17 protein-coding genes are annotated in these 22,685 nt (G+C 59.0%); 15 read left to right on the forward strand and 2 right to left on the reverse strand.

Annotation, left to right across the window (positions count from 1 at the left end; all coding sequences use genetic code 11):
• Positions 1–130 precede the first annotated feature (130 nt).
• From NZK35_RS11930 to NZK35_RS11980, 11 genes are all read left to right on the forward strand, one after another.
• On the forward strand, positions 131–1,651 hold the full coding sequence (locus NZK35_RS11930) for an arylsulfatase (protein WP_259632760.1): 1,521 nt from the start codon (positions 131–133) through the stop codon (positions 1,649–1,651).
• Positions 1,652–1,682: 31 nt separating this feature from the next.
• Entirely contained in the window at positions 1,683–2,642 is a 960-nt protein-coding gene (locus NZK35_RS11935) for an AAA family ATPase (protein ID WP_259632796.1), read from the forward strand.
• A gap of 16 nt (positions 2,643–2,658) precedes the next feature.
• Entirely contained in the window at positions 2,659–3,558 is a 900-nt protein-coding gene (locus NZK35_RS11940) for a DUF58 domain-containing protein (protein WP_259632761.1), read from the forward strand.
• On the forward strand, positions 3,555–4,025 hold the full coding sequence (locus NZK35_RS11945; protein ID WP_259632762.1) for a DUF4381 domain-containing protein: 471 nt from the start codon (positions 3,555–3,557) through the stop codon (positions 4,023–4,025). Before NZK35_RS11940 ends, NZK35_RS11945 begins: the two co-directional genes overlap by 4 nt.
• 95 nt (positions 4,026–4,120) lie before the next feature.
• Complete coding sequence (locus tag NZK35_RS11950) at positions 4,121–5,062, forward strand: VWA domain-containing protein (RefSeq protein WP_259632763.1); 942 nt, start codon at positions 4,121–4,123, stop codon at positions 5,060–5,062.
• Entirely contained in the window at positions 5,059–5,994 is a 936-nt protein-coding gene (locus NZK35_RS11955; RefSeq protein ID WP_259632764.1) for a VWA domain-containing protein, read from the forward strand. Before NZK35_RS11950 ends, NZK35_RS11955 begins: the two co-directional genes overlap by 4 nt.
• Positions 5,994–6,575, forward strand: coding sequence for a tetratricopeptide repeat protein (locus NZK35_RS11960; protein ID WP_259632765.1), 582 nt, complete (start codon positions 5,994–5,996; stop codon positions 6,573–6,575). The genes NZK35_RS11955 and NZK35_RS11960 overlap by 1 nt, the downstream gene beginning before the upstream one ends.
• Positions 6,576–6,700: 125 nt before the next feature.
• Complete coding sequence (locus NZK35_RS11965; RefSeq protein ID WP_259632766.1) at positions 6,701–7,921, forward strand: BatD family protein; 1,221 nt, start codon at positions 6,701–6,703, stop codon at positions 7,919–7,921.
• Positions 7,918–9,687, forward strand: coding sequence for a carbonic anhydrase family protein (locus tag NZK35_RS11970; protein WP_259632767.1), 1,770 nt, complete (start codon positions 7,918–7,920; stop codon positions 9,685–9,687). Before NZK35_RS11965 ends, NZK35_RS11970 begins: the two co-directional genes overlap by 4 nt.
• A gap of 165 nt (positions 9,688–9,852) precedes the next feature.
• Positions 9,853–11,280: an OprO/OprP family phosphate-selective porin gene (locus tag NZK35_RS11975; RefSeq protein WP_259632768.1), complete on the forward strand. Its 1,428-nt coding sequence runs from the start codon at positions 9,853–9,855 to the stop codon at positions 11,278–11,280.
• Positions 11,281–11,424: 144 nt separating this feature from the next.
• Entirely contained in the window at positions 11,425–11,904 is a 480-nt protein-coding gene (locus tag NZK35_RS11980; RefSeq protein ID WP_259632769.1) for a universal stress protein, read from the forward strand.
• 94 nt (positions 11,905–11,998) lie between these two features.
• Here NZK35_RS11980 and NZK35_RS11985 read toward each other — a convergent pair whose 3' ends face one another.
• Positions 11,999–12,220, reverse strand: a complete 222-nt coding sequence (locus NZK35_RS11985; protein ID WP_259632770.1) for a carbon storage regulator — start codon at positions 12,218–12,220, stop codon at positions 11,999–12,001.
• A gap of 771 nt (positions 12,221–12,991) precedes the next feature.
• Between NZK35_RS11985 and NZK35_RS11990 the strand changes: the two genes are divergently transcribed.
• The 4 genes from NZK35_RS11990 (at position 12,992) to NZK35_RS12005 (ending at position 20,711) form a co-directional block, all read left to right on the forward strand.
• The gene (locus tag NZK35_RS11990) at positions 12,992–15,616 is read left to right on the forward strand and encodes a DUF1592 domain-containing protein (RefSeq protein WP_259632771.1); all 2,625 of its coding nucleotides are present in this window, start codon (positions 12,992–12,994) and stop codon (positions 15,614–15,616) included.
• Positions 15,617–15,650: 34 nt separating this feature from the next.
• Complete coding sequence (locus NZK35_RS11995) at positions 15,651–17,093, forward strand: DUF1552 domain-containing protein (protein WP_259632772.1); 1,443 nt, start codon at positions 15,651–15,653, stop codon at positions 17,091–17,093.
• A 402-nt stretch (positions 17,094–17,495) separates the two neighbouring features.
• Positions 17,496–19,043, forward strand: a complete 1,548-nt coding sequence (gene malQ / locus NZK35_RS12000) for a 4-alpha-glucanotransferase (protein ID WP_259632773.1) — start codon at positions 17,496–17,498, stop codon at positions 19,041–19,043.
• 144 nt (positions 19,044–19,187) lie between these two features.
• Positions 19,188–20,711, forward strand: coding sequence for a mercuric reductase (locus NZK35_RS12005; RefSeq protein ID WP_259632774.1), 1,524 nt, complete (start codon positions 19,188–19,190; stop codon positions 20,709–20,711).
• 83 nt (positions 20,712–20,794) lie between these two features.
• On the opposite strand, the gene NZK35_RS12010 is transcribed toward NZK35_RS12005, so the two are convergent.
• Positions 20,795–22,480, reverse strand: a complete 1,686-nt coding sequence (locus tag NZK35_RS12010; RefSeq protein ID WP_259632775.1) for a glycosyltransferase family 8 protein — start codon at positions 22,478–22,480, stop codon at positions 20,795–20,797.
• Positions 22,481–22,685: the final 205 nt, after the last annotated feature.

Raw genomic sequence — 22,685 nt, forward strand, 5'->3', positions numbered from 1 at the left:
TGCCCATTGGTTATAATCCGTCTCTCTTCGCGTCAGGCGAAAATGATTGTGTGATGCACGATCTACTCGTAATTGACAATCTATTCCTAATTGACAAGGTCCACCGATGCTGCAGGCTTCCAGGTTGATCATGACTTCCGTCATGGTTGCGATACTGTCGTTCACGAGTTTCACCCACGCCGCCGACAAACCGAATATCTTGGTGATTTGGGGCGACGATGTCGGCTGGAACAATCCCAGTTGCTACAACAGCGGCATGATGGGTTACCAAACGCCCAACATCGATCGGATCGCCCGAGAAGGCGTGCGGATGACCGACTGGTATGGACAAAACAGTTGCACCGCCGGCCGTTCGACGTTCATCACCGGGCAAAGTGGATTCCGGACCGGATTGTTAAAGGTCGGTTTGCCGGGTGCCAAGGAAGGGATGTCGACATTGGATCCGACCATCGCCGGCTTGCTGAAGAACCACGGCTACATGACCGCGCAGTACGGCAAGAACCACTTGGGTGACCGCGATGAGCACCTGCCGTCCAATCATGGGTTCGACGAGTTTTATGGAAACCTGTATCACTTGAACGCCGAACAAGAACCGGAACATCCGGATTATCCAAAGGATCCCGAGTTTAAAAAGAAGTTCGGTCCACGCGGCGTGATCAAGTCCAGTGCCGACGGCAGGATCGAAGACACCGGTCCGTTGACCATCAAACGGATGGAAACGGTCGACGAAGAAGTCACTGCGGGTGCACTGGATTTCATGGAACGCGCCAAGAAAGCAGACAAGCCATTCTTTCTGTGGTGGAATTCAACCCGGATGCACGTCTGGACGCACCTGAAGAAGGAATCCGAGGGAAAAACGGGACTGGGCGTCTATGCCGACGGTATGGTGGAACATGACGGTCACGTCGGGCAAGTGCTCGACAAGCTTGACGAACTCGGGTTAACCGAAAACACGCTGGTGATGTATTCGACCGACAACGGTGCGGAGTGTTTTACCTGGCCGGATGGTGGCACCACACCGTTTCGCAATGAAAAGAATTCCAACTGGGAAGGCGCCTACCGCGTCCCCTGTGTGATGCGATGGCCCGGCAAAATCAAGCCGGGGACGATCAACAACAACATCTGTTCGCATGAAGACATGCTGCCGACCATTCTGGCTGCCGCCGGCGAGCCGGATGTCAAAGAAAAACTGTTGAAGGGTCACCAAGCAATCGGCCGAACCTACAAGGTTCACCTGGACGGTTACAACCTGTTGCCCGGACTGACCGGCGAGGTCGAAGAGTGGCCGCGGAAAGAGTTCTTCTACTGGACCGATGGTGGCAGTCTGTGTGCGCTGCGGTACGGTCGATGGAAGATGGTCTTCCAAGAACAGCGGGCGCACGGTTTTGACGTCTGGCAAGAACCCTTCGTCACGCTGCGATTGCCGAAATTGTTTTGCCTCCGCACCGACCCGTTTGAGCGGGCCGACCACGAGGCGTACCAGTACGATGGCTGGCGATTCGATCGCGCTTTCGCTTTCGTCCCGGCACAAACCTTTGTCGCCAAACACTTGGAATCGTACAAGGAATTCCCGCCGCGTCAAAAGCCCGGCAGCTTCGCTCTCGATGACGTGCTGAACGCCTTGCAAGAAGGCTCAGGGCCAAACAACTGAGTGCGGATCCCTTGAAGCGATGCCAAATGACATGACGACAAGAGAAGCGTTTCTTCAAGTCTCTGAATCAATGAAGGCTGCGATCATCGGGCAGGAGACGGTCGTGCAACGGTTGATCATCGCACTGTTGGCCAACGGCAACGTGCTGATGGAAGGGTTGCCGGGCACCGCCAAGACACGGTCGATCAAAACGTTGTCGACGCTGATTCAAAGCGACTTTCGTCGCGTCCAATTCACGCCTGATCTGCTGCCGTCGGACGTCACCGGATCGGAAATTTATCGCGAGCAGAACGGTACCTTTGAATTTCAACCGGGTCCCATTTTCGGAAACCTGATTTTGGCCGACGAAATCAATCGAGCGCCGGCAAAGGTTCAAGCCGCTCTCCTTGAAGCGATGGAAGAACGTCAAGTCACGGTGGCCGGAACGACCCATCCCTTGCCCCCGCTGTTCTTGGTGCTCGCTACCCAAAATCCGATCGAACAGGAGGGGACCTATCCGCTGCCGGAAGCCCAGATGGATCGATTCCTGATGTACGTGAAAGTACCGTACCCGCCTGCCGCCAACGAATTGGCGATTTTGAAATTGGTTCGATCGGAAAATGTCGGTGATTCACCAGCGACGCCCGAATCCATTTCACAAGACACGGTGTTTGCAGCTCGCCGCGAAGTCAACGCGGTGCACGTGTCCGAGACGGCGGCCCGTTACATCGTCGATCTTGTGATCGCAACTCGCCAGCCGGAGCAATACGACCAACAGCTCGCCGATTGGATTGACGTCGGCGCCAGTCCACGCGGAACGATCGCACTCGATGCCGCGGCGCGCGCCCACGCGTGGCTCCGCGGTCAGGATTATGTGTCACCCGAAGACGTCCAGTCGGTCGCGCCGGCCTGCTTATCCCATCGTGTTCATCTGTCCTACGAAGCCGAAGCCGAAGGCAAGTCACGCGAGGAGATCATCGACGCAATCTTGGAACGAGTCGCCGTGGGGTAACGTGGAGCACGAGGACATGATTCACCCCACACTCGAACAACTGGTACGTCTGCAATTTGACGCACGCGAGTTTTCCTTGCTGCCCCGGCAACCGGTGCACAGTCTGCTGAGCGGGCGGCATGCATCGCGGTTACGGGGCCGTGGGCTGACCTTCGAGGAACTGCGTGATTACCGCCCCGGTGATGACATCCGCACGATGGATTGGAAAGCGACCGCCCGACTGCGAAAACCGCACGTGCGAGTGTACACCGAAGAACGCGAGCGGCCGGTGTTGCTGGTCGTGGACCAACGCGTGAGCATGTTTTTTGGCAGCGCGCGAACGACCAAAGCGACGACCGCGGCCGAGCTGGTTGCGTTGTCCGCCTGGAGGACACTTGACGCCGGCGATCGCGTCGGCGCCATCGTCTTTGACGACGACGAGATCGTCGAAATCAAACCGCAGCGCAGTCGTCAAAACGTATTGCGAATCCTCCACGAAATCGTACGGATCAACGGCCAACTCACCGCGGAGCGTGTTTCAAATCCGTCGATGCTCAATGAAGCGCTGCGGCGTGCATCGAACGTTGCCAAGCACGACCATTTAGTGGTGCTGGTCACAGACTATGAAGGTGACGATCCATCCACACATCGATTCGCGACGCGATTGGCGGCTCACAACGACGTACTCGCCGCGCTCGTCTATGACCCTCTCGGTGCTGACCTAAACGCCGGTTCTGGTTTTCCGGCGAGCGACGGCCGGCGGCGACTATCGATAGCGCCCGGCAATCGCTTTGCCGAGCGTTATCGTGACCAGTTTCAACGTCGCTGTGACCACTTGCGGGAGCGATTGGCATCGATTCGCATACCGATCCTTCCGATCTGCACGCATGACGCAGTGGTCGACCAGGTGTTGGCCGCGTTTGGGAGGCGGCGATGAACTCAGACGCGACGAGCCTGGATCACTTGCGTGACATTGCCGAGCCGGTCGCCGTCTCGTGGTGGCCGCCGGCGGTCGGGTGGTGGGTGTTGCTGGGGGCGGCGTTGATCGGCGTAGCGATCTACACGATTGACGCGATCCGCGACTGGCGATCGAACGTGTATCGCCGAATTGCCATCAAGGAAGTCGAAGCGGCGGTCGACAGCGCCGCGATTTCACAAGTTTTGAAACGCACGGCACTGGTGGCGTTCCCACGCACCGAAGTGGCTCGCCTGTCGGGCGCCCGCTGGTGTCAATGGCTCGCCGACACGTCGGGGCTCTCGCTGACACGGGAAATATCGGAGTGCCTGACGACCGGTGTTTTCCGATCGCAGCGGTCCGACGGCGAATCAGAACTCCGACCGTTTGCGATCGCGTGGATCAAACGCCACGGGCGGCCCCTGGAACAACGCGACGGATCAGCATGATGTTGGGATTCGCCCATCCATGGCTCTTGCTTTTGCTGCCGTTGCCGTTGGCGGTGCGTTGGTTTGTCCCTCCGCGCAGCAGATCGAGTCCGGCGGTGCGTGTTCCGTTTTTGACGCGACTCGCTGCTGCACAGGGTCAGTCAGGTGAGAGTTCGAAACCGGAACAGCGAGCAAGTTACCTGTTGAAAGGATCTGTCTGGACTCTGATCGTCGTCGCGTCGGCCAGGCCTCAGGTGTTGGAACCACCGATCGAGCGATCCATTGCGACGCGGGATCTGTTGATGCTGGTCGATCTGTCCGGTTCGATGCAGCAGCAGGACTTTACGAATGCCGACGACGAAACGGTGGATCGACTCACGGCGGTGAAAGAGGTGCTCGGTGATTTCTTGGTGCGTCGCCAAGGCGATCGGGTCGCGTTGGTTGTGTTCGGGAACTCGCCGTTTCTGCAGGTGCCATTTAGCACGGACCTGGAATTGTCCAGACGACTGTTAGAGGAAACCGATGTCGGGATGGCGGGTCCGAGAACCGCGCTCGGGGATGCAATCGGTTTGGGGATCGAATTGTTCAAACACAGCGACGCTCCCGCCAAGACGATGATCGCGTTGACCGACGGCAACGACAATGCCAGCTCGGTGCCGCCGACTGAAGCCGCCCGCATCGCTCGTGATCGCAAGATCACGATCCACACCATTGCGATGGGTGACCCCTCCACCGTCGGTGAAGAGAAAATCGACGAAGACGAATTGCGTTCGGTTGCCGAAACGACGAACGGCGAGATGTTCTTGGCACTCAATCGTGCCGAACTTTCAACTGTCTATCAGCGACTCGATGAGATCGAAACGCGTGAGGTGAAAACGGCGCGGCATCAACCCCGACGTGACGTGTATTACGTGTTCGTCGCCGCCGCGCTGCTGTTGTCGTTGTCGACGTGTGCGTGGGGAATACTGGTCGGTCGAATCAAACATGCGGCGACCCACTCGGCGACTCGGCTGCGGGTCAATCCACGCACCTTTGAGCTGGAGGTGATCGAGACATGATCGAATTCAGCCATTTCCACTTCATTCGGCCGGCCTGGTTGGTGTTGATACCCGTCGCCCTCGCGCTGTGGTCGGTCCGGCGGGCCGCGGGTGATCCGCTCCGCGGTTGGCGCGGGATCATGCAACCCGAACTGCTCGACGCCCTGACGGTGGGACAGGGAAATCGGTCTCAAAGGCTCTCTCGCGAAACGACCGTGCTGGTCGCCTGGTTGCTGGCAGTGATTGCGGTCGCGGGGCCAACCTGGAAGCCGGAGCCGTCCCCGTTCGTCGATGAACCGCTGCCGGTGATGGTTGTGTTGAAGGCCAGTGAATCGATGAACCAGACGGATCTGATGCCGACCCGAATGGAACGGGCCCGGTTGAAGGTCGCTGACTTTGGAAGACGGCGAACGGCACAACCACTCGGTCTGATCGCCTACGCCGGATCGCCGCATCTGGTGCTTCCGCCCACCCGCGACACCACGGTTGTTGCGGGCATGGCTGCCGAGATCGGGCCGGAGATCATGCCCAAGCCGGGTGACGATCTGGCGGCGGCGTTGACGCTTGCCGACAACACGCTCGGCGCGGGTCGCGGAGTGGTCCTTGTGTTCGCCGATACGGTGGCGGAAAACTCATCGACGATCGCCGACTTTCGCGAGCAATGTAAGCGGCCGGTTTTCATCTTGGCGATTGCTCGCAGCGACTCGCCAGAGTGGGACGCATTGAACGAAGCCGCCAGATCACTCGATGCGGCGATCAGCCTGATCACGTCCGATTCCAGCGATATTGATCGACTTGTTCGTCAAACCACGAGCGCGTCCGGTTCCCTCGCAACCCTGGAGGACGGAGCCCGCTGGGAAGAAGCAGGCTGGTGGCTGGTGCCGGTTTTGGCGGCGATCGTCTTAGGAACGTTTCGTCGCGAGATCGGAAGTTCCCCGCAGGAGCAAGCGTGATGAAGTTCTTGACTGTTGTTGCCGTTGTCGGCACGCTCACCTGGACCGGCCTCTGGTTCACGGCGGACCAACAAGGGCAACGATTGATGAATCGTGGTCAGTTCGAAGCGGCAGCGCGGACGTTTCGCGATCCGATGCGAATCGGTGTGGCTTGGTATCGTGCCGGAGAGTTTGAAAAGGCCGAACAGGCTTTTGCCCGAGTCGGTTCGGCGGAGTCGGAATTCAACCGCGGTAATTGTCTGATCCTGCGAGGCAAATACGACGCCGCGGTTGAACGATTTGATCGTGCCTTGGAACATCGCCCCGGCTGGTCCGACGCAACGATCAATCGTGATCTCGCGGTCGCCCGAGCGGACAGGATCCGCCAGGAAGGTGGTGAGATGGGAGACCAAAAGCTGGGCGCCGACGAAATCGTCTTCGACAAAAATAAATCGTCGGAAGGTGAAAACACGGAAAGTAAAGCAGCGCAGCCGCTCAGTGATTCGGCGATGCAAGAATTGTGGTTGCGACGTGTGCAAACAAAACCACGAGACTTCCTCAAGGCAAAGTTCGCGTACCAACTTGCCCAGGAGGAGCGATGAGTCAGTGCAGAACGGATCGGCAACTCCCGGGCGACCCCAGTAGGACGAATCTGCAATCCGTCCTGCTTGCGTGCTTATTTTGGTGGTGTTCGGCTTCGGCAAGCGTCGCAGCCGCCGAGCCGGTCATGGCACAACTCGCGGAGGATTCGGCGTGGACGGGCGAAGCGGTTTCCCTGGTCATCACACTCTATTCACCCGGACCATTCTCGGGGACGGCGGCATTCGATCTGCCCGAGCTGCCGCAGACGGTGTTGATGCGGGGCGGAAGCCCGTTGGTCGGCAGCGAGTCGATCGATGGCGAAACGCTCTTCACCCAGCGACATGAGCTGACCGTCTACACCCAGCGCAGCGGCACGATCGAGATTCCTGCGTTCCGGGTCCGGTTCTCGGGAAAGAAAACCTTCACCTCATCGGCCGAACCGATCGAAGGGGTCACGCCCCGGTTGACCTTTGAATCCAAGCGGCCTCCCGGCACCGACCGGCTGGGCTTCGTTTTGACCGCATCGAGTATGCAAGTCACTCAGAGCTGGTCGCCCGACGCGGTCGACACGTTGTCTGCCGGTGACGTGATCGAGCGCCGGATCAAGCGAATCGCAACCGGCACGACGGCGATGATGATCGCGCCGATCTCAAGCGTCGCGCCAGAAGGCGTCCGCGTTTACGACGCCGACCCGGTGGTGCAAGATCGCAGCGAACGAGGCGATTCCTCGGCCGAACGGAGCGACACCGTGAAATACCAGTTTGAACGCCCCGGTACCTTTACCCTCGCCGACACGACGATCGTGTGGTGGGATGCCGACGCTGGCGAACTGAAGCGAGAGATTTTGGACGGAAAGACAATCCGCGTCGTGGGAAATCATGACGCGTCGCAAGCGCGTCTCGAACCGGGACGCCAATCGAATCTGACAGGTTTGTACATGACGTCTGCGGTCACGCTTTGCATCGGCATCGCGCTGATGTGGAAATGGATTCCGACTTGGACCGTACCGCGCGGGCATCCCGAGGCGGTTGCGGCGGAACGACTGTTGGCAGCCTGTCGCGACAACGATGCGAACCGAGCGTACGCGGCGCTCTTGCGGTGGAAACGCATGGTATCTTCCGGAGCAATCGACCAGCATCAGCAGGAAGTGATCGACGGCACATCATTTTCTCGTGAACAGGAGCGTTTAGCGCGGCGACTGTTTGGTGAAGACGAGTCAGCGGACCCCTGGACGGGCAAGCAGCTGGCGTCGGCTTTCACCCAAACCCGTCGCGCACTTGTGGATCAACGGCACGGAGGGATTCCGTTGCGTTCGCCACTTCCAGCACTCAATCCATTCGACTCAAATCAACGACAGTTACGATGACTTATTTTCGATCAGGTGTCAGTATCAGCATGAACAAGCGACGTCGTCTCACGGCAATCGTTCCGGTAACCGCCCTGTTGATCGGGTGGATGACACCGGTCGGGGCTCAGGATCTAACATCTTGGAACGACACGGAGACGAAATCCGCGATCGTTGCCTTCGTCGATCGTGTGACCAGCGAAGGCGGCGCGGACTTTGTTCCGCCAGACGAACGGATCGCGGTCTTCGACAACGATGGGACGCTGTGGAGTGAAAAGCCCTACTATTTCCAGTTGGCGTTTGCGTTTGACCGGATCAAATCGCAAGCAGCAGAGCATCCTGAATGGAACGACAACCCCATTTTAAAAGCTGCGATCGACGGTGATTTGAAAACCGTGATGGCCGGTGGCGAACACGCACTGCTGGAAATCGTGATGGCCACCCACGCCGGCATGACGACCGACCAATTCGAACGCACGGTGGAACAGTGGATCGACACCGCTCGGCACCCACAGACCGGGATGCGATACACAGACATGGTGTTTCAGCCGATGTTGGAGCTGATGCAATACTTGCGGGCACACCAATTCGAAACCTGGATTGTTTCCGGAGGCGGGATCGAATTCATGCGGCCCTGGTCCCAACGCGTTTATGGTGTTCCGCCCCAGCAAGTGATCGGATCGAGCATTGAACTCACCTATGAAGTGCGCGAGGGTGTTCCGGTGCTCGTGCGTCTTCCCGAGATCAACTTCATCGATGACAAAGCGGGCAAGCCGGTCGGCATTCACCGATTCATCGGACGTCGTCCGATCGCGGCCTTTGGCAACTCCGATGGAGACTTACAGATGCTGCAGTGGACGACTGCGGGAAAGGGCGCGAGGTTTGGATTGATCGTTCACCACACCGATCAGCAGCGCGAGTACGCTTATGACCGCGAATCGTCTGTAGGGCGTCTGGACAAGGGATTCGCCGAAGCCGCCGATCGCGGTTGGACCATCGTGGATATCAAAAAAGATTGGTCGCAGGTCTATCCGCAACCGAATGCCGAGGCCACATCGTCGCGGTCATCGGCCCCGCACCATTACTTTGCCAAAGATCAGCACGACCATCGAGCCGATTGGGGCTACAGCGGTGCCCTTGGCCCCCGGTTTTGGGGCCAGCTGGACCCGAGTTATCGGCTCGCTGAAACGGGTCAGAAACAATCGCCCATCGATATCGATTCGCGACGCGCCCAAACCGCTGACCTGCCGGAACTCCTGTTCGACTACCAGACCGAGCGGATTGTTTCCTGGAACAACGGTCATACGATTCAACACAACGAATCACCGGGCAGCTTCCTCAATGTGGGCGACAAACGATACGCCCTGGAACAATTTCATGTGCACGTCCCCAGCGAGCATACGATCGATGGAAAGCGATTCGACATGGAAATCCATTTCGTTCACAAATCCGAATCCGGCGACGTGGCGGTGGTTGCCGTGTTGGCACGGGGTGACAAGCAGAGTGAGGCGTCGATTCCTGTTTATGAAGTCCCCAGTCAAACGGGTGAGATGGTGGCCTATCGAGGACGCAGGAATCCGACCGAGTTTCTGCCCACGTCTCGTGAGTTTTTCTCTTACGACGGTTCGTTTACCACACCGCCTTGCACCGAAGGGGTCAAATGGTTCGTCATGAAGAATCCGATTCACGTGCGACCGAAATTGATTCATACGTTTCAGTCGATTTTGCAGTCGAACAATCGCCCGGTGCAAGCTCAACACGGTCGTGAGATCCAGCGTTCGTTTTGAGAGGCTGGCAGGCCCACAATCAGTGTTTCCGGCAAACTGGCTGGTAATCCGCAAACTCTGCCGGTTCCGGTCAGGTCGAACCTCTTTCGCCATGTTGCGGATTCTGACGATTGTGGTCGATATCCGAAAAAGTCGTTTTGTTCTGTTTTCGAGCATGAGTCTGCTATGCGATTCCTCGCCGCAATCACGATCCACATCGCGTTGGGTCTGTTCGTCCAGCAAAGCGGCGCTCAATCCAGCAACGCCCAATCCAGCAACGCCACGGCGATTGATCCGTCGCTCGGGCTGATTGAAGCGAAACCCGTCTCATGCCGATGTGAATCCGATCCCTGCCGCTGTGGTGTCGACGCGTCGGTGCCCTTTGCCATGGACCAGATCGATTTCTCTTGGTTGGATCGCGTCAAGGTGGGTTACGATCGCGGGTTTGTAATCGCGAGTGAAAGTGATCTGGATCTGAACACCGCGCGTTATCCCTACCGCTTGAAAATCAACGGCTGGGGTCAACTGCGACACACCATCACGAATTTATCCTCCGCTGATCGAGACCTGAATCAACTGCAGCTCAAACGTGGGCGTCTCGTTTTTTCCGGCAGCGCCTTCAACCCGAACTTCAGCTACTTCGTCCAGCTTGATGCCCGCAGCACGAGCGGTGACGATGTTCGATTGCTGGACTACTATCTCGACTACGACATCGGCAACGATCAGTTCGGCTTCAAGCCCGGAACGCTTGCGTTTCGCGCCGGAAAATACAAAGTGCCGTTCACCCTGTCACGATGGTTGTCGGGCCGAAACTTTGAATTTGCCGACCGCAGCGTGGCCAGTCTTTTCTTCGATGTCAATCGTAGCTTCGCCTGGGGACTTCACGGCAAGAGCGATCGATTTGAAATGCCGATCGTCTGGGATCTGGCCTTGTTCAATGGGCTGGTCACCGGTGGTGCCGAGACGGGAAGCAGCGGGACGCTGGATGACAATTTTGCCTACTCGGGACGTGTCCGGGCCTACCCGATCGGCGAATGGGGGGACGACAATCTGGCCGATTTCGAATGTCATGATCGCTTGGCGGCGCGCGTCGGAGCCGGCTTTGCCGCATCGACGATTGAACGTTTCGGGACGACCGAATTCAACCGTCTTCGCGTCGTGGACTCGGGTGAGACATTCTCTGATCTTTTGCCCGCGACAGCCTCGGGCTACGACGTTTCACTGTATGCAGTCGATGCATCCATGAAGTATCGCGGTTGGTCTTCGAGTTTCGAGTATTATTTTCGAACCATCGGCGACATTCGTGGGGCCGCGATCCCTGAACTGTTCGACCATGGATTTTGGTTCCAATTGGGCAAGTTTGTCGTGCCCGGAAAACTGGAATTCGTCACCAGGTGGTCGCGCGTGCAAGGCGATTCGGGAACGCTCGGCAGCAACGATCAAAGCGCCGAAGAAATCGCCGCGGCAGTTGCCTGGTACTTTCGCCAGAACCAAGCCAAGTTGGTCATCGATATGACTTACCTTGACGGTGCACCGATCAATGCGGCGTCACTCGATATCACGCGCGGCAATCGGGGCTGGCTGTTCCGATCCCAAATCCAGTTTAGCTTTTAGGCAACTGAAAGCGATGCCGGCGCTGACGGTGTGGATTCGACGAGATGCCCGTCGTCATCGTTGTTGCGACAGTCGCATAAAATGAAAGCCCCGGAACGTGCAACGCGGCTTGGGGCGACAGAAGTATTTCCACGAGCGTTCGACATGAACTATTTTGAAAACACGAAAATCCTGGCACCCTACGATTTTTCCGAGTTCTCTCGGGCGGCCGTGGAAACGGCGATCAAGATCGCGGGAAAGAACGAGAACGTCACCGTCTTACACGTCGTCGATCCGTCGCCCCTGTACGGGTATTCCGGCGACATGGGGCTAGAACTGGGCGCCGGTCGCGTGTTGGGGGTACCCGATGTCGATTTGGCCAGCGAGATCGACGATCAACATGAAAAGAAGGCGCTCCAGTCGCTGAAGAACGAGTTCAGTGACGGCCGCCATCAAGGATTGAATTTCGACACCGCGGTCAACGAAGCCGCTCACGGAATCACGGAGTACGCCGAACACCACGCGTTCGGTTTGATCGTCCTGCCCTCACATGGCCGCACCGGTGTGAAACGTCTGCTGATCGGTTCGACCGCCGAACGCGTCGTGCGGCTGGCGCACTGTCCGGTCCTCGTGCTGCGGGAGTGAATCGAAGGATTTCAGCGAACCACCACCACGTAACCCAGAACTCGTCAAGCGTTTCACTGCTGCCAAATCACTCATTCCGGATCTGGAGATTGCGCTAGGACGCCTGTGCGCTCAGATCACCGCATGCGGGCGTCGGCTGGTGCAACGGCGCTGCGACGGGATCGATCAAGGGACGCAGTTCGCCCCGTTGGATGGCCACGTCGCGGGGTGCTTCGATGCCGATCCGCACCCGACCGCCGGAGAGGCTTGATACCTTGATGATGATGTCGGATCCGATTTGGATCGTTTCGCCGACCTTGCGAGATAGAACTAACATGGGGCCATCCTTGCAATAAACGTGGGAGGTCGCCGAGTGCGAGGGGCACTGGCCGATTCGAAATCTCTATCTTTGCAAATGTTGAGCCAATTTTTCTATTTTTGAAAAAGTTTTTGCGAACAACCCGAATTAGCGTTGCGGAGGTGCTAGTTCAATGCCACGGCGCGTCGATTGCAAATGCAAGCAATCAGTGAACGGCTGCATCCGCATGCTGGGGCTGGAAAAAATTTGCCGGCTTGGCAGGTTTCTTACCACTGCTTTCTTACCACTGCGCAACAATTCGGACTGCTTTGGTCGGGTGGTGGAGAAGAGCTCTTAGGATCGCACAGGCGGCGAGGCCGCCGCCGCTGCGTCGCGCATTACCGAGTCTTTCGCCGTATCCATGTGGGCGAAGAGCGATTCAACATGAAACGCCCCATCGTACTTGTTCCCTGCGTTTTACGATTGGTTAGTAACGGTCGGTTCATTACTGGCGTAGTGGACGAGGTTACGAGTCCCGGCGCGAGGGACTCGTAACCTCGTCCACTACGAAATCCGACAATGATTGATCGTGCGTTGCTTAGCGGCAGGGCGCAAGCCCTCCGGTCCGTCATCATTCCCGAAACACCGGAGGGCTTGCGCCCTACCGCTAAAAAATTCCTGACAGCGCTGCGAGCCAGAGTCCGGCCCCTTCGCTGACGTCTCGACGCGGATCGCCGCGGTGACGTTATACTGCTGGATGGTTCGCACCCACTTTCGGGGTGTGTTCGACAAAACCCAATGAGGCATCTCGTGCAATTTCGGATTTTGCTGACGCTGGCATCCCTGGCGTTCGTCGCGCCCGTCGCTCTTGCCGTCGAGCGCGTCGAGCGTGGCTTGCTGGTTCGATACGACTTCAGTGAAGACGACGGGCAGACGATTGCCGATCGCAGCAACGTCGGAAAGCCATTGAATTTGGTCATCGATCGATCCAGTCGCGTGCGAAGGTCCGGCGGAGCACTGGTGGTCGAATCATCGTCGTCGATCGCGTCAACGCAACCCGCCACGAAGATCATCGCTGCCGTCAAAAAGTCCAATGCGATCAGCGTCGAAGCCTGGCTCAAGCCCGCCAATCGATCGCAATCCGGTCCGGCCCGAATCGTTTCCATATCGTCGAACACCAGTAATCGCAATCTGACGCTGGGACAAGACAAGGATTTCTACGACGTTCGGCTGCGAGCGACCGGCAGTGATCACAATGGACTTCCCTCGACGAGCAGTCCCAAGCGATCCTTGCAAACCAAGTTGACCCATGTCGTGTTCACCCGCGACGCCGGCGGCAAGACAACGGTTTATCTCGACGGGAAACGCGTGGCCGGCAAGACCGTCAAAGGCAACTTCCGCAACTGGGACGACCGGCAGCGATTGTTTCTGGCCAATGAAGCGACGAAGGACCGACCGTGGCTGGGCGAGCTGCACCTGGTGGCGCTCTATGATCGGGCCCTCTCGGACAAGGACGTGCGGCAGAATTTCGCGGCGGGAAGTCGTGCCGGGCGTGCACCGCCCTCCGCTGACAATGTGGTCAAAGCCGACACGCTTCTGTTCGATCGACACGTCGCGCCGCTGTTTGCAAAACACTGTCTCGAATGCCATGACGCGGCGATCAAGAAAGGCGAACTGGATCTGTCCCACAAGACGTCCGCCGTGGCCGGCGGCGAAAGTGGTAAGGTGGTTGTGCCGGGAAAAGCGTCGCAAAGTCTGCTTTGGGAATTGGTCTCATCAGATGACATGCCGAAGGATCGTCCACCCCTGTCACCTGAAGAAAAAGATTCGCTGCGCACGTGGATCGACTCCGGTGCGGCGTGGCCGGTCGAGGCAATTGATCCGGCGGTCTATCTGAACGAAGGCCACGCGGGCGAAGTTTGGTTGCAGCGGCTGACCGTCAGCGAATACATCGCCACGGTGCGCAGCGCGGTCGGCGTCGACATTGCAAACGAAGCCCGCCAGATTCTGCCGCCCGACTTGCGTGCCGATGGCTTCAACAACACCGCCTACAACTTGAACATCGACCTGAAACACGTCGAGGCCTACAACAAGTTAGCGGAAATCATTGTCAGCCGGATGGACATCCTGGAGTTCGCCGGGCGATTCTCCAAGAGTCGAAAACTTTCCACCGACGACACGATGCGCGATCACGTCGCCGCGATGGGGAAATGGTTGCTGCGTGGACCGCTGGATTCCAACGAGATCAACAAGTACAGCGGCATCGCGACGACGGTCGCCAGCGCCGGCGGTGATTTCAAAGAAGCGATCGGCTACATCGTCCAAGCCATGCTGCAGTCGCCCCGATTCGTGTACCGCATCGAATACCAGCACGGCGATGGAACTTCGCGGCTAGTCGATGACTATGAACTCGCGTCCCGAATGAGCTACATCCTGTGGGGAGCGCCGCCGGACGAGGACTTGCTGCGCGCGGCCGAGAGGGGCGAATTGACCGACCGCAACGTGGTCGAAGCCCAGGTCAAACGGATGCTCAAGGATCCGCGTACAATCGAGCGTTCCGAGGAGTTTGTTTCGCAGTGGTTGAACCTGGGACGCTTGGCCAACTTGCGCCCCAATGCGAAGAAGTTTCCGAACTGGAATGCCCAGCTAGCTGCGGACATGCAGCAGGAAACACTCGCCTATTTCAAAGAGGTGGTTTGGACCCGGAATCGGCCGCTATCGGATTTGTTGAACACTCAAGTCACCTTCGCAACACCGCCGCTTGCGCGGCACTACGGGCTCAAACCGACTGGCAACAACACAGACAACAAGATCGCTCGATACGATCTGACGAAGGTGCCCAGTCGCGGCGGCTTGCTGACTCAAGCGAGCGTGTTGACGATCGGCGGTGATGAAGCCTCGATGGTCGCACGCGGTTTGTTTGTGTTGAACGATTTGCTGCGAGGCACGATCAATGCGCCCCCGCCGTGCGTCAACACCGTGCCACCGCCGACCAAAACGGGTCTGACCCAACGAGGGATCGCGGAATCTCGAATCGCGGACAACAAGTGCGGTGTTTGCCACACGCGTTTCGAACCGCTGGCGTTCGGGTTAGAAAAATTCGACGGCATCGGTGCGTACCACGACAAAGACGAGCATGGGAACACGCTGCGCGACGACGGTGAAGTGCTGTTTCCTGGCACGGCGAAACCGGTCGCGTATCAAACATCGAACGAATTAATGGATCTGCTGGCGACCAGCGAGCGGGTGCAGCAAAGTTTGACCTGGAAGGTGACCCAGTTCGCGCTCGGCAGACCGCTGGTCGCCGCTGATGCCGCGACCGTCGCCAAGATTCACCAGACGGCACAACAAGCCGGCGGAACCTATTCCGACTTGATCACCGCGATTGTCATGAGCGATCTGGTTCAGCGGGCCAGAACCGAAGCGACCGAGTAGAAACCAAACAAACCCATTTCGGGAGAACAGGCTGATGCACAGGAAACGAATCGACCGCCGCACCATGCTCAAGGGCGTCGCGGTCAAAGGCGCCGGGGCGGTCACGATCGGGTTGCCGTTGTTGGAGGAGATGACGGCGTCGAGCGCGATGGCTGCCGAGCAGGCTGATGTTCCGGTCCGGGCGTTCAATGTGTTCTTCGGACTCGGCATCCCGGCCCCGCTGCAGAAAGAAGGTTTCGACGGAGTGCTGGAACCACTGAAACCGTTGAGCAAGAAATTGTTGATCATGCGCGGCGTCGATCAGTTGCGTGCCGACGAGAAAGGCATCAACGCGCACTACGACGGCGCGACCGCGGCGTTCACCGCCGAACCGCCCGATGGTGAAGCGAAGGCGGGCGGCGCGTCGATCGATCAAGTGATCCGTCGCAACCACTATCGCGACGGCATGCCGGCCGGCATGGTGCCCACGCTGGTCGCCGGAACGTTCTTTCGCCGCAGCCGCATCGGTCGGTACGTTCACAGCTACAACGCCGACGGGACGGTTGCCGCGACGATGCAGGAAAAACCGCGTGACCTGTTCGAACGCGTGTTCGGCACCATCGGCGCCGTCGACGAGGATCCCGACAAACGCCGCGCCCGTTTGAAACGGAGCGTGCTGGATACGGTCGTCGACCAATACAAGTTCTACACCGGCGCCAACTCGCCGCTGGGTTCCACTTCCAAAGCACGCATCGCCGAGCACTTGGACCGAATTCGTGAATTTGAACAGCGGGCGTATGCGATGAAGGGCAAAGTCGCCGGGGCGCCCCCGTTGCCGCCCCGGTCGCAGTTGCTGCACGGCGGGTCGGCCGATCCGGGTGGCGAAGGCATCGATATCACACTGCAGGAATTGTCGTCGGAATGGCGTCTGATGGCCGATCTGTACGCCTTGGCCATCCAAACCGATCGCACCCGCTTCGGCGCGTTGACCTTTTTAGCCGCCGGCGAACGCATTCGTTTGAAAGGCGACTACGAATACGACGGCCGCACAGTCTTCCAATTCGACGACGAAGGGCAACACAAGAAGTCCGGTTCGGCGGGCTGTAGCCACGAGTGGTGGCATCAGTTCAATGAAAACAAGAAGAACGAAGCGCTGCGTGCCCACGCCCACCTGAAGATGCGCGAGATCGCCTACTTCCTCAGCCGACTCGATACCGAGGATTCTGTGGACGCCAACGGCAAGACGATTCTGGAGAACTCGCTGATCACGATTTCCACCGAGTCCGGCGATGGGCGTCACAACGACGTCAAACGCGAACTGTCCGGGGTGTTCCATGCGATCAGCGGAGCCGGGGGACGTTTCAAAACCGGCCGAATCCTGGACGTCGGTGCCGAGGGTGTCGACGTCTACAACACGATGCTGACCGCGATGGGCTGCAACGATCGCCTCGGACCCCAGAAACGCGACGCCAGAGCCGTGGACGCGATTCGCGCCTAGGGTTGTGTTGGTCGAGCGAAAGTAGACCAGGCTACAACTTGCGGAACAATGAAATGATGACTGGGCCCACCGATGGCAGCGCGAACCCACGGATTTTTTGCAGCCTGTCATCCGTGGGTTCGCGCTGCTATCGGCAGGTCTTATTTTCCATGGTTAGCCCGCTGGAATCGCTGCCGCATTCGAGGATGAAACCGGCGCTAGGGCATGGCAGCGTGGGTTCAACCGCGATAGCCGATTGGCCGGCTTGACTGATCGGTCTCCGCCCGGTCTGTTGCTCGGTGTCTGCGGCGAGTGTGTTGCCGCAACAGAACGCACGCCTCAACCCACGGGCCGGCCCCCGACCCATCGTCGGCCTCGTTCGGCTCGTCCACGTGATGATGACGGCCAATCAAAGGGACCCGCATGACCGACGAGAGCCAGCCAAAGCCCGTGTTTTCTCTCCATGATCGTGCCGCGGGCGTCTTGTTGCACGTCACGTCGCTGCCATCACGCTACGGCATCGGCGACCTGGGGCCGCAGTCGCGGGCTTGGATCGACTGGCTTCACGACGCCGGGCAATCTTGTTGGCAAGTCTTGCCGCTGGGACCGATCGGGTGTGGTTACTCCCCGTATTCGTCGCTGTCGTCGTTCGCCGGAAACTGGCTGATGATCAGTCCCGACGATCTGGTCGCCGAAGGTCTGTTGGGGGCTGATGAGCTGGCCGACGAGTCCCATTCCGCCGCGAGTGACTCCGAAACGTGCGTCGACTACGCTTCCGTCATCGCGTTCAAGCAGCGATTGCTGACGACGGTCTGGACCAACTTTCGCGGCGGCGGCGGCGACGCCGAGTTGCGGCCGGCTTACGAGCAATTCTGTCTGGCTGCGTCGCACTGGCTGGACGATTTCGCGATGTTCTGCGCGCTGCGTGATCGGCACGGCGAACACTACCTGCAATGGCCGCGCGAACTGGTCGATCGTGACGCCGACGCGTTGGCCAAAGCCGGCCGCGATCTGGCGGACGAAATCGATCAGGTTCGATTCAGCCAGTTCCTGGTATTCCGTCAAATCGCCCGATTGAAAGCCTATGCCCATGCCAAGGGTGTGCGATTGATCGGCGACCTGCCGTTCTTTGTGTCGGCCGATTCGAGCGACGTCTGGGCCAATCCCGAAATGTTCCTGCTGGACGAGGAGCGTCGGCCGCACTTCGTCGCCGGAGTCCCGCCGGATTACTTCAGCGCCGATGGTCAACTGTGGGGGAACCCGGTCTATGACTGGGCGGCGCTGCGAGCCACCGGTTACCGCTGGTACATCCAACGGATCCGCGCGTTGTTGACTCAAGTGGATCTGGTTCGCCTGGATCATTTCCGCGGATTCGCGGCTGCCTGGCACGTGCCCGCCGGCGCGGCGACGGCGCTCAGCGGCGAGTGGGAACCTGGTCCGGGTGCCGATTTCTTTCGCGCCCTGCAAACGGATCTGGGGGCACTGCCGTTCCTCGCCGAGGATTTGGGGTTGATCACGCCGGACGTGAACGAACTGCGTGACCAGTTTGATCTGCCGGGAACACGTGTGTTGCAGTTCGCGTTTGACGGCACGCCGGACAATCCCTATCTGCCGGAAAACCACGTGCCCAACACCGTGGTGTACACCGGAACGCACGACAACAACACGACGCGGGGATGGTTCGAATCGCTCACCGAGGAGGAGCAGGAAACGGTTTGCAGCGTCCTGGAGAAACCCGGTCTGGACGGTGAGGCCGCTGCCGCCGAACTGCTGCGTCTGACTTGGTCCTCGACAGCGAACCTGGCGATCGCTCCGCTGCAGGATCTGCTGGGCTTGGGCGCGGAAGCTCGCATGAACGTTCCGGGAACGACGCAGGGGAATTGGAGCTGGCGCGCGACCCCATCGATGCTGTCCGCGTCGGCCTGCCAGCGGTTGCGGGATTTGACGGAAGCCTGCGATCGATTGCGTTAACGGTGTTTTCGCGGTCGGCGACCCTTGGCGGTCCGCTGGCGCGGTTCACTATTATGGGATTTGGAAGCGAGCGCGTGCATCGTGTGAACGTGCTGCGAGCCGTCAGATCACCGATCCGTCACGCAAGCCTGGAACACCGACTGCATGAACGCACTTCTACCGCGCGACCAGCACAACGAACAACTTGAAGCAAACGTTCATCCGCCGACCTGGGTCAATCCGGCACCCGAGACTCCTTATCACTTGGTCGTCATTGGTGCCGGGACCGCCGGTCTGGTGACCGCCGCCGGCGCCGCGGGTTTGGGTGCCCGCGTGGCACTGATCGAACGCGACCTGATGGGCGGCGATTGTTTGAACGTCGGTTGCGTTCCATCCAAGGGCGTGATCAGTTCGGCGCGGATTGCCGCCACGGTGAAGCGGGCCTCGAAGTACGGCGTCAACGTGCCCGATGGCGCGAAAGCCGATTTTGCGGGGGTGATGCAGCGGATGCGTCGACTGCGCGCCGGCATCAGCCGTAACGATGCGGCGGACCGTTTTCGCGATCTGGGAGTTGATGTCTATTTCGGCCAAGCCAGTTTCGTCGACTCCGAGACCATCGACGTCGCCGGCACCAAGCTGCAGTACAAGCGGGCGGTCATCGCGACCGGTGCCAGAGCCGCGGCGCCGCCGATCGACGGACTCGATCAAATCGACTACCTGACCAACGAGTCGGTGTTCTCGCTGACCGAGCTTCCGCGACGATTGGGAGTCATCGGTGCCGGCCCGATCGGGTGCGAGATGGCGCAGTCATTCGCCCAGCTCGGCTCGGAGGTGTTGTTGGTCGAATCCGAGCATGGCATCCTGACCAAAGAAGACCGTGACGCCGCCGAGATCGTTCAACAAGCGATACTGCGTGACGGGGTAAAACTCTTGTGTTGTGGTCGTCAGTTAAAGCTCCGGCAAGATGAAACGATCCGGCTGACGGTCGATTCCCACGACCAGCACTACGACGAGCCGATCGATCAGCTGCTGGTCGCCGTCGGTCGCGCACCGAACGTGGAGCATTTGAACCTGGACGCGGTCGGTGTTGATTTTGACTCCAAAGGCGTCCGCGTGAACGATCGGCTACAGACAACCCATCCGAAGATTTACGCCGCGGGCGATGTGTGTTCGAAGTATCAATTCACGCACGCGGCCGATTTCATGGCACGGATCGTGATCCAGAATGCCCTGTTTGCCGTCGGGCCATTTGGCAAGAAGAAGGCCAGCGACTTGATCATTCCCTGGGCCACCTACACGTCACCTGAAATCGCCCACGTCGGCCTGTACGGCCACGAGGCCGAGCGAGCAGGAATGGAAATCGACACCTACGTCCAGCACTTCCGTGACGTCGATCGCGCGATCCTGGAAGGCGAAGAAGAAGGTTTTGTGAAGGTCCATACCAAGAAAGGCACGGGTCGAATTGTCGGTGCAACGATCGTCGCCAAAAACGCGGGAGACATGATCTCCGAGATCACGCTGGCGATGGTCAACGCGGTGGGACTGGGAAAGATTGCCAGCGTCATCCACCCCTATCCGACTCAAGCGGAAGCGATTCGCAAGCTGGGCGATCAGTACAATCGAACGCGATTGACCCCGACCAGCAAAACGGTGTTGGGGTTGTTGCGACGGTGGAACGTGGGGCAGTAGCACGAAAAAAGGGTCAGGAGCCTTTTTGGCAATCTGGGTTGCCTCGGCTTACCTATTCTACCTTAAATGCTCCTGACCCTTTTTTACGCGGCGCGGGCCGTGGTCGTTTGGCGTTGGGGGAAATCGTTTCGAGATTCACAGACGAGCCATTGCATCGGGCCGCCGCGGCGTTCGCCGATCACTTGGGCTTGCCGCGGTTCGCTCAAGTTGGCCAACTCGGGAAGCGACCAATGTTGGGGACGCTGCTCGTCCAACACCGCATCGATCACGGTCACGTGATGGGTGCTGGCAAACTGATCGTACAATCGTTCGCAGATCCCCGCTCGAAACATCTCGTGCGTTTCGATGATGAAATCGCAATCGGCGAAGGCTTCCGCGGCAAGATCGTTGACCAACAAGTCCGCTTCGCCGCCTTCGATGTCACAGATCACCAAGCCGCGTTTTCCATACAGGTCGCCGAACATGCACTCGGCTTGGATTGCCACGCGATCGGCCACACCGTTGGCGGCTGCCATCTCGGCGATCGCGGCACGGGCTTCGCGTTGCAATTCATAGGCGACCACTCGGGCATCCGGCCAACGCAGCGCACAACCGATCGCATAGTAGCCTTCGGCGCCGCCGACATCGACGATCACCGGGTAGTCTTTGCCGAGCAAGCGTTCGAAAATCGGTTGCAATTCAGCTTCATAGGTCCCCAACAACTTTGGCGCGAGCGTGCTGCCGTGTGAATAGGCTTCGGGATAACACAGCCCGGCAAACGGGCCACGTCGAACCGTCATTTCACTGGCGAATTGCAGCACCATTTCACGGTCGCGCGCTTGGAGCATCGCGCGTCGCGAATGCCGCTCGGCTTCCGCCCGTTGACGACGCTGCTGGCGCACCCCGCGACGGTGGATTCCATAAGCCGCGATCGGACCGCGTTGATACCAGCGACGTTTCTTTTGCGGACGATCGGGAAGTTCGAATCCGGCATCGCGAACGACTTCCGCGACCGCCCAAAACTCATCGGCATACGGATGAGGCCGCGATGTCTGCCAAGGCTTCAGTCCCTGGCCGGTGAAATGAACGATGTGCGGATCCGAAGTCGGCAGCGGCAACGACGAGGGACCGGCAAAGAAGCGGTGCGTGACGTTGTATTCTGGTGCCAATCGGGTCCAGCCGTCGGCAAACTGGACCGCCAAGATGTCTTGGTCCGGATAGACCCAGCGATCGGGATCTTGCATCACCCTGTCCAGCATCGTTTGGCTGGTCCGGTTGCTGCGCCACGTGGACAGGTCGATGGCCAACACGCCGCTGTTGAGGTAGGCCGAATCGAGTGGCAAACCGAGTCGCTGGACGGCCGGATGGGCTTCGGGAACCGCAGCCAAACCGGATTGCCCCAAGTCGAGTTGGAAGAGTTCGTCCAGGGGCCGGCGAACCAGCGTGTCGCCGTCCAGGTAGAGGACGCGATCGATGTCTACCGGCAGAATCTGGGGCAGTGCGAGACGAAACAGGACGGAGACGTCCCAGCTAGAGTGTTCGCCGAACTGGCGGGGAAAGTCGTCGCCGACGCGATGAAAGTCCACCGTTGCACCCTTCGCGTCGATCAATCTTCGCATCTTGGCTTGATCGATGTCGTTTAAATCGCCGTCATGAACGATGTGAAACGCACTGGGACGAGTCTGGGAGTTGATCACCGACTGGATGCTCACCAAGGCGAACGGGATGTAGTCACGGTTGATCGTGTAAACAAACCGGAGCGATTCGCTTGGGGTCCGCTGGCAATCCATTGGCGGGCTTTGTGTCGGGGTGATTTGGTGTGGGTGCGATTTGTCAGCGCTTGATCTTGGGACGCAGAACTCGAATTCGCCCTCCCTGTGGGAGTCGCGGAAGAGTATGCGAGGACGCGAGGGAGGGTTTTCGCGGCGGAAGGGTTGTTGTCGATGGATCGTCCATCTTGGGAACCCTCCCCTCGCTTCGCTCGACCCTCCCTGA

It is taken from the genome of Stieleria sedimenti (assembly GCF_025060895.1).
Classification (GTDB): domain Bacteria; phylum Planctomycetota; class Planctomycetia; order Pirellulales; family Pirellulaceae; genus Stieleria; species Stieleria sedimenti.

Excerpts from the sequence above, each read along its gene's own strand:
- NZK35_RS11930 (WP_259632760.1), top strand. The coding sequence starts at position 131 with ATGACTTCCGTCATGGTTGCGATACTGTCGTTCACGAGTTTCACCCAC.
- NZK35_RS11935 (WP_259632796.1), top strand. The coding sequence starts at position 1,683 with ATGACGACAAGAGAAGCGTTTCTTCAAGTCTCTGAATCAATGAAGGCT.
- NZK35_RS11940 (WP_259632761.1), top strand. The coding sequence starts at position 2,659 with ATGATTCACCCCACACTCGAACAACTGGTACGTCTGCAATTTGACGCA.
- NZK35_RS11945 (WP_259632762.1), top strand. The coding sequence starts at position 3,555 with ATGAACTCAGACGCGACGAGCCTGGATCACTTGCGTGACATTGCCGAG.
- NZK35_RS11955 (WP_259632764.1), top strand. The coding sequence starts at position 5,059 with ATGATCGAATTCAGCCATTTCCACTTCATTCGGCCGGCCTGGTTGGTG.
- NZK35_RS11960 (WP_259632765.1), top strand. The coding sequence starts at position 5,994 with ATGAAGTTCTTGACTGTTGTTGCCGTTGTCGGCACGCTCACCTGGACC.
- NZK35_RS11965 (WP_259632766.1), top strand. The coding sequence starts at position 6,701 with ATGGCACAACTCGCGGAGGATTCGGCGTGGACGGGCGAAGCGGTTTCC.
- NZK35_RS11970 (WP_259632767.1), top strand. The coding sequence starts at position 7,918 with ATGACTTATTTTCGATCAGGTGTCAGTATCAGCATGAACAAGCGACGT.
- NZK35_RS11975 (WP_259632768.1), top strand. The coding sequence starts at position 9,853 with ATGCGATTCCTCGCCGCAATCACGATCCACATCGCGTTGGGTCTGTTC.
- NZK35_RS11980 (WP_259632769.1), top strand. The coding sequence starts at position 11,425 with ATGAACTATTTTGAAAACACGAAAATCCTGGCACCCTACGATTTTTCC.
- NZK35_RS11985 (WP_259632770.1), bottom strand. The coding sequence starts at position 12,220 with ATGTTAGTTCTATCTCGCAAGGTCGGCGAAACGATCCAAATCGGATCC.
- NZK35_RS11995 (WP_259632772.1), top strand. The coding sequence starts at position 15,651 with ATGCACAGGAAACGAATCGACCGCCGCACCATGCTCAAGGGCGTCGCG.
- malQ (WP_259632773.1), top strand. The coding sequence starts at position 17,496 with ATGACCGACGAGAGCCAGCCAAAGCCCGTGTTTTCTCTCCATGATCGT.
- NZK35_RS12005 (WP_259632774.1), top strand. The coding sequence starts at position 19,188 with ATGAACGCACTTCTACCGCGCGACCAGCACAACGAACAACTTGAAGCA.
- NZK35_RS12010 (WP_259632775.1), bottom strand. The coding sequence starts at position 22,480 with ATGGATTGCCAGCGGACCCCAAGCGAATCGCTCCGGTTTGTTTACACG.